10 protein-coding genes and 1 tRNA gene are annotated in these 14,136 nt (G+C 55.2%); 10 read left to right on the forward strand and 1 reads right to left on the reverse strand.

The genetic code is table 11. The features are described 5' to 3' along the window. The first annotated feature begins 70 nt into the window (after positions 1 to 70). On the forward strand, positions 71 to 2,896 hold the full coding sequence (locus tag NQ495_RS07315; protein ID WP_009133600.1) for a TonB-dependent receptor: 2,826 nt from the start codon (positions 71 to 73) through the stop codon (positions 2,894 to 2,896). A gap of 96 nt (positions 2,897 to 2,992) precedes the next feature. Next, complete coding sequence (locus tag NQ495_RS07320; RefSeq protein WP_009133599.1) at positions 2,993 to 4,609, forward strand: hypothetical protein; 1,617 nt, start codon at positions 2,993 to 2,995, stop codon at positions 4,607 to 4,609. Between the two features lie 215 nt (positions 4,610 to 4,824). On the opposite strand, the gene NQ495_RS07325 is transcribed toward NQ495_RS07320, so the two are convergent. After that, on the reverse strand, positions 4,825 to 6,027 hold the full coding sequence (locus NQ495_RS07325; RefSeq protein ID WP_009133598.1) for a pyridoxal phosphate-dependent aminotransferase: 1,203 nt from the start codon (positions 6,025 to 6,027) through the stop codon (positions 4,825 to 4,827). A gap of 143 nt (positions 6,028 to 6,170) precedes the next feature. Between NQ495_RS07325 and NQ495_RS07330 the strand changes: the two genes are divergently transcribed. The 8 genes from NQ495_RS07330 to NQ495_RS07365 all read left to right on the forward strand — a co-directional run bounded on the left by NQ495_RS07330 (position 6,171) and on the right by NQ495_RS07365 (position 13,807). Continuing rightward, positions 6,171 to 6,497, forward strand: coding sequence for a hypothetical protein (locus tag NQ495_RS07330; RefSeq protein ID WP_009133597.1), 327 nt, complete (start codon positions 6,171 to 6,173; stop codon positions 6,495 to 6,497). 136 nt (positions 6,498 to 6,633) lie between these two features. Then, a complete protein-coding gene (locus NQ495_RS07335; protein ID WP_050807955.1) occupies positions 6,634 to 7,668 on the forward strand; it encodes an ABC transporter substrate-binding protein in 1,035 nt (344 codons plus the stop codon). 42 nt (positions 7,669 to 7,710) lie between these two features. Then, positions 7,711 to 8,730: an iron ABC transporter permease gene (locus tag NQ495_RS07340; protein ID WP_009133595.1), complete on the forward strand. Its 1,020-nt coding sequence runs from the start codon at positions 7,711 to 7,713 to the stop codon at positions 8,728 to 8,730. 10 nt (positions 8,731 to 8,740) lie between these two features. After that, the gene (locus NQ495_RS07345) at positions 8,741 to 9,559 is read left to right on the forward strand and encodes an ABC transporter ATP-binding protein (RefSeq protein WP_009133594.1); all 819 of its coding nucleotides are present in this window, start codon (positions 8,741 to 8,743) and stop codon (positions 9,557 to 9,559) included. A gap of 175 nt (positions 9,560 to 9,734) precedes the next feature. Next, positions 9,735 to 9,809: transfer RNA gene (locus tag NQ495_RS07350), tRNA-Glu, on the forward strand. A gap of 31 nt (positions 9,810 to 9,840) precedes the next feature. Further along, complete coding sequence (gene rpsT / locus NQ495_RS07355) at positions 9,841 to 10,092, forward strand: 30S ribosomal protein S20 (protein ID WP_009133593.1); 252 nt, start codon at positions 9,841 to 9,843, stop codon at positions 10,090 to 10,092. A gap of 335 nt (positions 10,093 to 10,427) precedes the next feature. Then, a complete protein-coding gene (clpB, locus tag NQ495_RS07360; protein WP_009133592.1) occupies positions 10,428 to 13,019 on the forward strand; it encodes an ATP-dependent chaperone ClpB in 2,592 nt (863 codons plus the stop codon). A gap of 335 nt (positions 13,020 to 13,354) precedes the next feature. Beyond that, positions 13,355 to 13,807 (forward strand): YqaA family protein, encoded by a 453-nt coding sequence (locus NQ495_RS07365; protein WP_009133591.1) that lies wholly within the window; start codon positions 13,355 to 13,357, stop codon positions 13,805 to 13,807. Positions 13,808 to 14,136: the final 329 nt, after the last annotated feature.

The following is a 14,136-nucleotide window of genomic DNA, read 5'->3' on the forward strand; positions in this document are numbered from 1 at the left end:
CCAACACGGGCCCGGTACTTTTGCGGCAGAAACGGACAGCAGATATTCCTGTCCTCCAAATGAAGCCGCAATGATAAAAAAGTTTATCCGTTCTTACCTGATCCTGAATCTCCTGCTGCTGGCCTCTGCCGCCGCGGCACAAACCCCAAGCGGCGTGATCCGCGGCACGGTGCTCGACGCCAAGAGCAAACAACCCGTTATCGGCGCAAGCGTCTCAGTCGACGGCACCGCGATGGGGACCGCCACCGACCTCGAAGGAAAATTCCTGCTCACAGGCGTTCCCGCAGGCCCCAGCTCCGTCCGCATCTCCTTCCTCTCTTACAAACCTTTCACCTCCGGCCCGCTCACGATCAAAGGCGGCGAATCGACCGAACTCAATGTCGAACTGGTCGAAGAGGTGAGCGAACTGGAAAATGTCGTCGTAGTCGCCACACGTAAAGTCAACTCAGACGCGGGACTGCTCTCGCAAATGCGCGAAATGTCACTGGTGGCCAGCGGCACTTCGGCCCAGGCGATCGCCAAAACGCAGGACCGAGACGCGGCAGAAGTAGTACGCCGCATTCCGGGTATTTCGATTCTCGACGACAAGTTCGTCGTGGTACGGGGCCTCGCGCAACGCTACAACAACGTCTGGATCAACGGCGGAGCCGTTCCGAGTTCCGAAGCCGACACCCGTTCGTTTTCGTTCGACATCCTGCCCAGCAGCCAGCTCGACAACATGATGATCGTCAAATCCCCGGCGCCTGAAATTCCGGGCGACTTCTCGGGCGGTTTCGTGCTGATCCGCACGAAAGTCCTGCCCGAAAAGAATTCGATCCAGCTCTCCTACACGACCGGATTCAATAACGTGACGAATTTCCACGATTTCAAATACAATCCCGGCAGCGCTGCCGACGCTTTCGGTTTCGGCAGTGCGAGCCGCAAGCTGCGCAGCGGCGTACCCGACCGCGTGGACGACAGCAACACCGAACAGGTGGATCGGGTTACCAAAAACGGCTTCCGCGAAGACTGGCGCGTCAAGAGCCGCCGTCCGTTGTGGGATCAGAAGTTCAATTTCGCGATCAACCGTAAGTTCGACCGTGAGAACGGCGACCGTTTCGGCCTGGTCGGCGCGCTGAACTACAGCAACACGAACAAAAGCTTCCTCAACATGGAGAACTCGCGCTACGGCATCTACAACGGCGACGAGGACACGAAAAACTACTCGTACAAATACACCGACAACCAATACACGAACGACGTGAAGCTCGGCGCAATGCTGAACCTCTCGTACCTGCCGGCCCCGAAAGACGAAAACCACATCAACAAATACGAATTCCGCAACCTGTTCAACCAACTGGGCCGCAACCGTTACACCGAACGCGAAGGCTTCCAGAACATCAGCGGTTACTACGACCAGCAAAAAGAGGAGTTTCTCTACGCCTCGCGCGGCAGCTACACCGGGCAGTTCGCCGGCGACCACCGCATCCGGCACACGCGCCTGGACTGGAATGCAGGTTACTCCTACGCGAACAAACGCCAGCCCGACCGCCGCATCGTCGAGCGGCAGAAAGACCCCGGCAACGGCATCGACCAGTACCAGATCGACCAGTCGTTCATCTCACGCGACTTCATCCGCCTCGACGAGCACATCGCCTCGGCAGCCGTCAACCTCAGCCAACCGCTGAACCCGTCGGCCGAACGCCCCATCGAACTGAAAGCCGGCCTGTACGGCGAATATAAGACCCGTACTTACAACACGCGCGCTTTCGAATACAAATGGGATATAGGCGCCGACCTGCCGCAGGGTTTCGCATCGCTGCCGATTTGGGAAATCATGCTCCCGTCGAACCTCGGGGCGGACAAGATCCATATCAACGACCAAAGCGAACGCTCGGACAATTACAAGGCGAACAACCACCTCGAAGCGGCTTATGCAGCGTTCAATATCCCGCTGGGCAAATTCAACATCTATGCCGGAGCACGGCTCGAGCTCTTCCGCACGGCGGTCACCACTTACGGCAACGTCAGCGACAAAAAGCGCACTTACGACTATACGAACCTGCTTCCGTCGCTCAACGCCACTTACAACTTCAACCGCAAATCGCTGCTGCGCCTCGCTTACGGTATGACGGTCAACCGCCCCGAATTCCGGGAACTTTCGCCTTCGACCTATGAGGATTTCGACATGTACAGCCTCGTAATGGGCAACCCCAACCTGAAGCAGGCCGTCGTCCAGAACCTCGACCTGCGCTACGAATGGTACCCGGCTTCGGGAGAAATCATCTCGCTGGGGGCCTTCTACAAGCGGTTCAAGAATCCGATCGAATGGACCTACACCGATGCGGGCGGATCGTACATCTATTCGTTCCAGAATGCCCTTTCGGCAGACCTGTACGGATTGGAACTGGAGGTCAAAAAAGACCTCGCCTTTATGGGCCTGCGCAATTTCAGCCTGGCATTCAACGCCTCATGGATCAAGAGCAACGTTCACTTCCCCTCGGACGGCATCGAGCACGACCGCCCGATGCAGGGACAGTCTCCCTACCTGGTCAACACCGGCCTGTTCTACCAGAACGATAAAATCGGGTTTTCGGCCGCCGTACTTTACAACCGCATCGGCAAACGGATCGTCGGCATCGGACGCACGGCCGACTCGCAAGGCAACACGCAGAACAATACGATTCCCGACATCTATGAAATGCCGCGCAACGCGGTGGACATCACCCTCTCGCAACGGCTCTCGAAGGTATTCGAGCTGAAACTGTCAGGCCGCGACCTGCTCGCCGAGAACATCGATTTCAAGCAATTCCCGACTTTCACAACGGCAAGCGGCACCGTCGAGCACCGGGAACAGGTCACGAAGAGCTACAACCCGGGCCGCTCGTTCTTCCTCACCGTCGTAGCGACCTTCTGATACGAAGCATGTATACTAAGGACCTAACCTATACAGAATACTGATAAGGGAGACCCAATCGTAAACCAACGATACTATCCATAAAACAGATCAAACATGAAAACGATGAAAAAAATTTCTCTCATGCTCATGGCGGCGCTGGCAATGCTGGCAGTCAGCTGCGACGACAAAAACGACGGCGGCGATAACGGCGGCGGCGGAAGCGGCAGTGGCAACGAAGAGGTTTACACGACGCTCGGCACCCAGCAGAGCAAGGACAATGCGGGCAATCTGCTGGCCAACACCTACGACCTGGGCAACGGCAACCAGGAGTACGCCTTCAAAGGGGACGTAACGCTCGATGCCTCGAAAAAATATTTGCTCCGAGGCTGGGTCTACATCACCGAAGGATCGTCGATCACGATTCCGGCCGGAACTGTTATTCTCGGCGACAAGGACACCAAAGCGGCGCTGATCATCGAGCGGGGCGGCAAAATCCATGCGACCGGAACTGCCGACAAACCCATCATTTTCACCTCGGAGCAGCCCGCAGGCTCGCGTAAACCGGGCGACTGGGGCGGCCTGATCATCTGCGGGAAAGCCAAAAACAACCTGAACGAAATGCAAATCGAGGGCGGCCCCCGCACGAAGCACGGCGGCAGCGACGATGCCGACAACTCGGGCGAATTGCAATACGTCCGCGTAGAATTCGCCGGTTATCCGTTCAAGACCGACCAGGAAATCAACGGCATCACATTCGGTTCGGTCGGCAGCGGTACGAAAATCGACCACCTGCAGGTGTCCTATTCGAACGACGACTCGTACGAATGGTTCGGCGGCACGGTAGACTGCAAATACCTGGTGGCTTACCACGGCTGGGACGATGATTTCGACACCGACAACGGTTTTTCAGGCAAAGTACAGTATGCCCTGGGCGTACGCCATCCGAAAATCGCGGACCAGTCGCTCTCGAACGGTTTCGAATCGGACAACAACGCCGATGCCAAAACCGTGGAACCTTACACGACAACCCGTTTCTGCAATGTAACGCTGGTCGGCCCGATGGCGCAGGACGGCGCTTTCTTCAATACTTCTTATGACGTGAGCAATCCCGGCACGGCCTATATCGACGGCGGCGGCCTCTTCCCGAACAATGGCTCCCGCCTGGGCCAGTACCAGGCCGGCGTACAGGTTCGCCGCAACTCGCGCCTTTCGCTGCAAAACGCCGTAATTGCCGGTTACCCGGTGGGCGTGATCATCGAGAACGACAAACTGGCCGGCACACAGGAGAATGCGACCAACACCGGCAGCACATTCAAAAATGTCTTCCTGGCCGGTTATCAGGACAACGCGGCCGATACGAAATTCGGCAATAAAACGGCACAGAGCTTCGGCATCCTCGGTAGTGATATCAACAAGAAGTGGCAGGATAGCCGCTCCTCGGACGGCAAAACGTTCACGGAAGGCCAGAAATCGTTTTCGCACGAGTACCTGCTCGCAGCTGGACGCGGCAACCAATTTTATGCCACGATCGACGACCTGATGCTCAATCAGCCCAACAGCCTGCTTTCGAATCCCAACTACGGCCCGAAATCCGGCAGTCCGCTGTTGTCGGTAGCCGCAGCCGACGGTTTCGCCGATTCGGGTTTCGCAGGAGCCTTCAAAAGCGATGCGGAAGCGGACAACTGGATGGCCGGCTGGACCAGCTTCACCCCGCAGACCAACGTCTACTAATCTTCAGGTGATCCCTCATTCCTAACAACCTTCAAAACTTCTTCCCCGGACATCCGGTGCCATTGCGGCCCGAAACCGTAAGAATCAATAAAGGCAGCTCCAAAAGAGCTGCCTTTATTGATTTTCCCTTTCCGATGTTATTATCCGCTGCATTTACTTTAAAGGGGATACCTATTTCGCAATCCGCATAGTTCGACAGCCTTCATACCAGATTCTTACCGGATCGTCCGCCCCGGATAAACCTTCAATGCCTCTTTCATGCATTCGGCGGCGGCCAGCAGATCCTCCCGCTTCAAAACATAGGCAATCCGCACTTCGTTGCGTCCCAGACCCGGTGTTCCGTAAAATCCGGCGGCCGGGGCCAGCATCACCGTCCGATCGTTGTAGCGGAACTCCTCGAGCAGCCAGCGGGCGAAACGTTCGCTGTCATCGACCGGCAGTCTGACGATCGAGTAGAACGCTCCGCGGGGGGTAGGGCAATAGACCCCTTCGATCTCGTTCAGGGCTTTTACGATACAGTCACGACGGGCCATATACTCATCGTGCACCTCCTCGAAATAGCTTTTCGGGGTATCGAGAGCGGCCAGCGCAGCCACCTGGGCCAGATAAGGCGGGCAAAGGCGCGCCTGTCCCATCCGGAGCACGGCATCGAGCACCTCTTCGTTCCGCGAGGCCAGCGTGCCGAGCCGGACACCGCACATGCTGTAACGCTTCGACACGGAATCGATCATAATCACATTCTGCTCCAATCCCGCCAGGTTCATCGCCGAAAAGTGTTTCGCCCCGTCGTAACAGAACTCGCGGTACACTTCGTCGCAAATCAGGAACAGGTCGTGTTTGAGGACGATGTCGCGGAGCTGTTCCAATTCCTGCTGTGAATATAGGTAACCGGTAGGATTGTTCGGATTGCAGATCAGGATCGCTTTGGTACGGGGGGTAATGTGACGGTCGAACTCCTCGATCGGCGGCAGCGCGAAATCGTTGTCGATCGACGCGGGAATCGTTTTGACCTTGATGCCCGCTTCGACAGCGAACCCGTTGTAATTGGCGTAAAAGGGCTCGGGAATCAGTACTTCGTCGCCTTCGCTGAGGCAGACCGACATCGCCATGAAGATGGCTTCGGATCCCCCGTCGGTAATCAGCAGGTTTTCATAACCCAGTTCGATCCCCACACTCTGGTAATACCCGACCAGCTTGCGCCGGTAAGTCTCCAGACCGGCCGAATGGCCATACGCAAAAATCTTATCGTGGATATTTTTGACCGCATCGATCGCCACCTGAGGGGTGGGAATGTCGGGTTGCCCGATATTCAAGTGATAGACTTTGACCCCATGGCGCGCAGCCTCTTCGGCATACGGTACCAGTTTGCGGATCGGAGACGGTGGCAGGGAAAGACCTTTGTCGGACAAGCGGGGCATATCGGTGAATTTTATTTTGACAAAGCTATAAAAAGATTTTTATTGTAACTTTGTCGTTCAATATTTTTTACCCCAACGTTCCGCTGTCGGAACGACAATCGGGCGGGGAACTCCACCCACTGCCGCCCCGGAAAGTTTCGGACATGAAAATAGCCTCCAAAACCCTGATTCAAATTATTGTGGTAGTGATCGTCGTAGGCGCGCTGCTGCACCATAATTATCCCATTGCGGGCCTGTCGGTCGCGTTGGCAGCAATCGGGCTTTACCTGTTGCGCAACCTTCGCACCTGCATCCGCGATATCCGCCGTTTCAAACAACTTACCCGCACCGCGAAAGTCCGGCTCGTCACGTTCACAGCGCTGCTTTACATCCTGATCCACGCACTGGTTACCGGCACGATCCCCTATTTCCTGTTGTTGATGATGCTCGGAATCGACTATCTTATTTACGATAACCAACCGCCGAAATAACACGAAACAAAAAAAATTTCCCATGCGTCAATGTTTTTCCATCGGTTTGTTTGCGCTACTGGTCCTATCGTTGCCAGGCTGTGGCGGTTTTCGCGACACAAAACCGCAACTGCCAGGCAATCTCGATACGCTTTGTATGCCGGATTACGCGTCGGGATTCGAAATGTACCGCTACGACAGCAGCACGCTGTTACGAATCGTCAATCCGTGGCAGGGAGCTGACAGCGTTTCGCAATGGGTATTCCTCTCGCGCGACGATGAAAAACCCCCGAAAGGTTTCGCCGGAGAAACGATTGACGTTCCGGTACGGCGCATCGTCTGCATGTCGTCCTCGTATGTAGCGTTTCTCGAAGCGCTCGGTGCAGACAGCACGATTTGCGCGATTTCGGGCACCGGCTATATCTGGTCGGACAAAGTGCGCAACCGCATCGCCGGGGGTGAAATCGCCGAAGCGGGATTCGACAACAGCCTGAACTTTGAAAAGCTCGTCGCACTGAAACCCGACGTCGTTTTCCTGTACGGGCTCACCGGTAAAAATGCTGTAACCGACAAATTGCACGAACTCGGGCTCAAAACGGTTTATATCGGCGATTATGTCGAAAACAACCCGCTCGGACGCGCCGAATGGATCACCGTATTCGGAGAATTTACCGGACGACGCGAATTGGCCCGCACGCTCTTTGACAGCATCAGCAACGAATACAACCGTGCGAAAGCACTCGTCTCGGGCGTCGAAAAACGTCCCGAAGTGATGCTCAATGCACCGTGGCAGGACTCGTGGTTCGTACCGGGCGACCGCAGTTACATGGTGCGCCTGCTCGAGGATGCGGGAGGAAATTATGCCTGCCGGGGCGTGGATTCGGACCAAAGCCGTCCGATCAGCACCGAAACGGCTTTCGTCGCCGCTTCACAATCCGATTTCTGGCTTAGTCCGGGTACCGCGACCTCATTGGCGGAACTGAACGCGATGAATCCCCGTTTCGGATCGATTCCGCCCGTCCGCAACGGAAATGTCTACAACAACAACGCCCGCACGACACCCGAGGGCGGCAGCGATTTCTGGGAGTCGGGTTCGGCTTACCCGGACCGTACGCTCAAAGACCTGATCCATATCCTGCATCCGGAGCTGTTACCGGATCGTACCCTCTACTATTTCCGGCATTTGCAATAGTCCCTTGTACAAATCATACCCAAGCTCATTCGCCTGCGCGCTATGAAAATCCGCCCGTCCGTCTGCTTCATCCTGCTCGGCCTGTTGCTCGTGCTGCTTTTCGCAGCCGACCTGCTGCTCGGATCGGTCAGCCTGGCGGCCGGCGAGGTAGTACGCGTCCTCACGGGGCACTCCTCCGATCCGCAAGCAACGACGCTCGTCACCCATTTCCGACTACCCAAAGCCGTCTCAGCTATTGTAGTGGGAGCCGCACTGTCGGCCAGCGGCCTGCAAATGCAGACCCTCTTCCGCAATCCTTTGGCCGGTCCTTACGTACTGGGGATCAGTTCCGGCGCCAGCCTCGGTGTTTCGTTATTCCTGCTCGGGGCACCGCTGCTGGGGATTTCGTTCGCCTCAGAGGCCCTGCGCAACGTAGGGATCGTCGGATCGGCCTGGATAGGGGGAGCGTTGATCCTGCTCGTCATCATGGCCGTATCGGCACGCCTCAAGGACATCATGGCGATCCTGATCCTCGGCATGATGTTCGGCAGCGCCGCATCGGCCGTCGTTCAGATCCTGCAATATTTAAGTACCGATTCCGCTCTAAAATCGTTCGTGATCTGGACTATGGGAAGCCTCGGCGGCGTTTCGCTCGCACAACTGGGCCTGATGAGCGGCATCGTGCTGGCTGGACTCATACTCTCCGTCTACCTGATCAAACCGTTGAACCTGCTGTTGCTGGGAGAAAACTATGCCCGCACCATGGGACTGAACGTACGTATCACACGCCTGCTGCTGTTCGTCAGTACGACGTTGCTGGCCGGAACAGTCACCGCATTTTGCGGTCCGATCGGTTTTATCGGCATTGCCGTGCCCCATGTCGCACGGATGCTGACCGGAAACGCCGACCACCGCATCCTGATGCCCGCCTCGATCCTATTGGGCAGCGTCACGATGCTGCTGTGCGACATTATCGCGCAACTTCCCGGCCGCGAAATGGTCCTGCCGGTCAACACGGTCACCGCCCTTTTGGGTATCCCGATCGTCGTGCTGGTGATTGTCCGCAACCGTAAAATCTTCTAACCCGAAAGCGATGTCCGAAGCCGAAAACGATACTATCCGCCTGCAGGGACTTGCGTTGGGCTATCCGGGCCGTACGCTGTTCGAAAATGTCGACCTCTCTTTCGGCCGCGGCGAACTGACTGCACTGATCGGCCGCAACGGTACGGGCAAAAGCACGCTGCTGCGCACGATTATGGGACTGCTACGTCCTTTGCGGGGCAGTATCCTGATCGGGCAGAAATCGGTGCACGAGCTTCCGCAGCGAATGATTGCCGCACAGATCAGTTTTGTATCGACCGACGACGTGCGCATGGGGCACCTGAAAGTTTACGATGTCGTGGGTCTGGGCCGTGCGCCCTATACCAACTGGATCGGACGGCTGACAGACGCCGACCGCGCGGCAGTGGAAGAGTCCCTGCGGCTGGTGGGAATGGAAACGTTCGGCGACAAGGGTATCGACACCCTCAGCGACGGTGAGCGGCAGCGGGTCATGATCGCCCGTTCGCTGGCCCAGGATACGCCGATGATCCTGCTCGACGAACCGACGGCGTTTCTCGATCTGCCGAACAAATACGAGATCGGGCTCCTGCTTCGCTCGCTTGCGCACAATCACGGCAAAACGATCCTTTTTTCGACGCACGACCTGAACATCACACTCGACCTTTGCGACCGTATCGTAATGATCGACCGCGGCAAATTCCTGCACGGCACGCCGGACGAAATGATCGCCAACGGCAGTATCGGACATCTTTTCGACGGCACGTCGATCCGCTTCGACAGGGAAAAAGGTGCAGTCAGCCTCACACCGGAGAAAAAGCCGGCATTCGGCCAGCATACTGTAAAATATTGATTATAAATACTATCTTGAGAATTTTATTCTTCTACAACCCTAGCATTTAAGTTTTTTCGTCCGGCAATAACAGTCTGTATTTCCCGAAACGGAAGGTTTTTTTGATAAAAAATTTGCAGGGAATTTCTTTTTAATTACCTTTGCACCGCTGATTTAGTCATCGGACGCCAGCTTTGGCCCATTCGTCTATCGGTTAGGACGCAAGATTTTCATTCTTGAAAGAGGAGTTCGATTCTCCTATGGGCTACCAGTAAAGCATTAAAAAGCAAAAATCTACAACAATGGCAAACCATCAGTCTTCGAAGAAAAGAATGCGCCAGACCGAGGTGAAAAACACCCGGAACAAGTATTACCATAAAACCGCCCGTAATGCGATGAAGGCATTGCGCAACACCTCTGAGAAAGAGGCAGCGCTCGTACTGCTCCCGAAGGTGACTGCCATGCTGGACAAATTGGCCAAGAATAACGTGATCCACAAGAACAAGGCCGCCAACCTCAAGAGCAGTATCCAACTGCACGTAAACGCGCTCTAGTCCGGGTCGGTCCGAACCAACTATACGGAAGCCGTCCGCAAGGTCGGCTTCTTTGTTATGCCCATGCCAACGCATGGGTTTTGGCATTATTGACCGGTGTCACGAACTTTTCCCGAGACCATTTCTCCAGACCGCCCGTCCGCGACATTTCGTCGCTTTTCCGGCCATTTCGTCACGAAAACCTCTTCCTTTTCTGCCCAAATTTCACAACTTGACATTAACTGTCAGGCAGTTATGCCATATTTTCATGATTACCCCTTGTGGCAGCAATTTTGCTGCTGTTCCAGCAAACACAACCAAACGAATAAAGGATAATCAATAAAAATATGAAAAATATGACGATTAACAATTTAACCATTCAGGCGCAAGAGGCATTGCAGAATGCGATGTCCCTTGCCACGAGCCACGGCCAGCAAGCCGTAGAGCCATTGCACATCCTGGACGCCATCGTCACCGAAGACGACAGCGTAGGCGTGTACCTGCTGCAAAAACTGGGAGTAAACATCAATGCATTGCGCTCGGTGCTGAAACAGGAACTGGACCGTCTTCCCAAAGTATCGGGCGGCGACCCCTATTTTTCGCGTGAAAGCTCCGAAGCCATCCAGAAAGCAGGTGATTTTACACGGGAGTTCAACGACAAATACGCATCGGTCGAACACCTGTTGCTGGGTATTCTTTCCGAAAAAGGCACTGCCGGAAGGCTACTGAAAGATGCCGGCGTAAAGGAAAAGGAGATGATCGCAGCGATTAAGGAGTTGCGCAAAGGTTCTACGATCGATTCGCAGACTAACGAACAAACTTTCGACGCGCTGGGCAAATATGCGATCAACCTGAACGAACAGGCCCGCAAAGGCAAACTCGATCCGGTGATCGGCCGTGACGAAGAGATCCGCCGGGTTTTGCAAATTCTTTCGCGGCGGACCAAGAACAACCCGATTCTGGTAGGTGAGCCGGGCGTGGGTAAAACCGCGATCGCCGAAGGTATCGCACACCGGATCATCGACGGCGACGTGCCCGACAACCTGCGCAGCAAACAGATTTTCTCGCTAGACATGGGCGCGCTGATCGCAGGCGCCAAATACAAAGGCGAATTCGAGGAACGACTCAAAGCGGTCGTAAAAGAGGTGATCTCTTCCGAAGGCGAGATCCTGCTCTTCATCGATGAAATCCATACGCTGGTGGGCGCCGGTAAAAGCGACGGCGCAATGGACGCCGCCAACATCCTTAAACCGGCACTGGCAAGGGGTGAGCTGCGGGCTATCGGCGCCACGACACTGGACGAGTTCCAGAAATATTTCGAGACGGACAAAGCGCTCGAACGCCGTTTCCAAAAGGTGATGGTCGACGAACCGTCCGTTGCAGACGCCGTATCGATCCTCCGGGGTCTGAAAGAGCGTTACGAGAGCCATCACAAAGTACGGATCAAAGACGAGGCGATCATCGCTTCGGTCGAGTTGTCGCACCGCTACATCACGTCGCGGTTCCTGCCCGACAAAGCGATCGACCTGGTCGATGAAGCAGCCGCCAAGTTACGCCTCGAAATGAATTCGGTGCCCGAAGAGATCGACGAACTGGACCGCAAAGTGCGCCAGATGGAGATTGAACGCGAGGCAATCCGCCGCGAGAACGACAAAGGGCGGATCGAAGAGTTGACCAAGGAGATCGACGACCTGAACGGTCAGCGTACAGCCCTGCGCGCCAAATGGCAGAGCGAACGCGACCTGCTCGAAAAAGTACAGAAAAACAAGCAGTTGATCGACGATTACAAATTGGAAGCCGCAGCGGCCGAACGCAGCGGCGACTACGGGAAAGTGGCCGAAATCCGTTACGGAAAGATTCAGGAAGCCGAGAACGAGATCAAGACGTTGCAGGCGGAGATCGAAAAGAACCACGCCGCCGGAGCGATGATCAAGGAAGAGATCGATGCCGAAGACATCGCGGAGGTGGTAGCCCGCTGGACCGGCATCCCGGTGAGCCGGATGCTGCAAAGCGAACGCGAGAAACTGCTGCAGATGGAAAGCGTATTGCACGAGCGGGTGATCGGACAGGACAAAGCCATCGAGGCTATCGCCAACGCCGTACGGCGCAGCCGTGCCGGATTGCAGGACGCGCGCCGTCCGATCGGCTCGTTCATCTTCCTGGGAACGACCGGCGTCGGGAAAACCGAACTGGCCAAGGCACTGGCCGAATACCTGTTCAACGACGATACGATGATGACGCGTATCGATATGAGCGAGTATCAGGAGCGCCACAGCGTATCACGGCTAATCGGAGCGCCTCCGGGATATGTCGGTTACGACGAAGGAGGCCAGCTCACCGAAGCGGTGCGGCGCAAACCTTATTCGGTCGTGCTGCTCGACGAGATCGAGAAAGCCCACCCGGATGTATTCAACATCCTGCTCCAGGTGCTCGACGACGGCCGTCTGACCGATAACAAAGGACGTACGGTTGATTTCCGCAACACGATCATCATCATGACCTCGAACATCGGTTCGCCGATCATCGTTGAGAACTTTTCGAAGTATCACAACGAAACGCCGCCCGACGACGTGATCGAAAAGACACGCGACGAGGTGTTCGACCTGATGAAACAGACGATACGGCTCGAGTTCCTGAACCGGATCGACGAAATCGTAATGTTCACCCCGCTCACGAAGGACGATGTCCGGCAGATCGTCGTGCTGCAGCTCGCCCAGATCAACAGGATGCTCGGCGAGAACGGAATGCGGCTGGAGACCACCGACAAGGCGATCGACTGGCTGGCCGACAAAGGTTACGACCCGCTGTTCGGAGCGCGGCCCATCAAGCGTACATTGCAAAAGTACCTGGTCAACGAACTCTCGAAAGAGATTCTGCAAGGCACGGTAACCCGTGACACGGTGATCCATGTCGATGCGAACAAAGACGGCCTCGTTTTTAAGAATTAAGAGACTGACATTCGTTTGCACAAAGATTCTCCATGCCTGCTCTAAAGCAGGATCAGAGAACTGCCAACGGAAATTTCGTTGGCCAGAGATTTTCAAATGATGATAAAGAGCAGGCCCTCGCCTCGGGCCTGCTCTTTATCATTTAAGGACAGTTGCTAAATGCTATCGTTGCACACCTTCTGACATATTATATCCTGCTGACAGTTTTTCGATCCCCTTTGTAATAAGAAAACCGAGCCTCGTTATACAAACAATCTGCGACACCCTTGGGTTTTCGCATAAAAAGAGGCATCTTTGTGCCTCATCTGCCTCAACGCTTAAAACTTCCCGCCTAAATGGAATGGTTGCTTAATTTGGGCTATTTCGGCCTTTTCCTCGGCTCTTTCGTAGCCGCTACGGTCGTGCCGTTCAGTTCGGACGTACAACTGGTGGCTATGCTCGCGGCCGGGGGAAACGTTTGGTTCTGCGTCGCAGTCGCCACATTGGGCAACTGGCTCGGCGGACTGACCTCCTATTGGCTCGGATGGCTCGGCAAATGGGAGTGGATCGAAAAATACATGCGGGTCAGGCACGAAACGCTTATCAAGCACAAAAGCAAAGTAGACCGGTACGGGGCATGGCTCGCCCTGCTGACCTGGCTTCCCTTTATCGGCGATATCTTTGCCATCGCGCTCGGCTTTTACCGGGTCGATTTTCGCAAGTCGGCGCTGTTGATGTTGATCGGCAAAGGTGCCCGCTTCATGATGTGGGCACTGCTCTTCCTTTGGGGCAAAGCGCACATCTTTTGACATCAACCGTTCCTGCCCTTTCTTTTGAACCCGTGCATGCACCGCAAAGGATCGTCCTGGGATAAAACTTCCGCCCGTATATCAACCATTCACTGAATCAAAACCGAGGTTGAATACCATTTGCCGACCACCGGTTAATCCAGTACCATTCTGCGGCATGAGGTCCCTTTCGGCATTTTTGAAAGGACTCAAAATCCCTACAAATCCCCTCGTTTTACGGATCCAAAACCGCAAACGAAAGGGGCATCGCTATACGGATGCCCCTTCCGGCGAAACATATATTGAGGTATTATGAAAAGGCTCTAAACCTTTTTGTGGGTGCGGAGTCG

Origin of the sequence: Alistipes indistinctus YIT 12060 (assembly GCF_025144995.1) — a bacterium.
GTDB lineage: Bacteria > Bacteroidota > Bacteroidia > Bacteroidales > Rikenellaceae > Alistipes_A > Alistipes_A indistinctus.

What these genes read in the sequence shown, in the direction of transcription:
- rpsT (WP_009133593.1), top strand. Translation starts at nt 9,841, where the DNA reads ATGGCAAACCATCAGTCTTCGAAGAAAAGAATGCGCCAGACCGAGGTG.
- NQ495_RS07365 (WP_009133591.1), top strand. Translation starts at nt 13,355, where the DNA reads ATGGAATGGTTGCTTAATTTGGGCTATTTCGGCCTTTTCCTCGGCTCT.
- NQ495_RS07340 (WP_009133595.1), top strand. Translation starts at nt 7,711, where the DNA reads ATGAAAATCCGCCCGTCCGTCTGCTTCATCCTGCTCGGCCTGTTGCTC.
- NQ495_RS07345 (WP_009133594.1), top strand. Translation starts at nt 8,741, where the DNA reads ATGTCCGAAGCCGAAAACGATACTATCCGCCTGCAGGGACTTGCGTTG.
- NQ495_RS07330 (WP_009133597.1), top strand. Translation starts at nt 6,171, where the DNA reads ATGAAAATAGCCTCCAAAACCCTGATTCAAATTATTGTGGTAGTGATC.
- NQ495_RS07325 (WP_009133598.1), bottom strand. Translation starts at nt 6,027, where the DNA reads ATGCCCCGCTTGTCCGACAAAGGTCTTTCCCTGCCACCGTCTCCGATC.
- NQ495_RS07335 (WP_050807955.1), top strand. Translation starts at nt 6,634, where the DNA reads ATGCCGGATTACGCGTCGGGATTCGAAATGTACCGCTACGACAGCAGC.
- NQ495_RS07320 (WP_009133599.1), top strand. Translation starts at nt 2,993, where the DNA reads ATGAAAACGATGAAAAAAATTTCTCTCATGCTCATGGCGGCGCTGGCA.
- NQ495_RS07315 (WP_009133600.1), top strand. Translation starts at nt 71, where the DNA reads ATGATAAAAAAGTTTATCCGTTCTTACCTGATCCTGAATCTCCTGCTG.
- clpB (WP_009133592.1), top strand. Translation starts at nt 10,428, where the DNA reads ATGACGATTAACAATTTAACCATTCAGGCGCAAGAGGCATTGCAGAAT.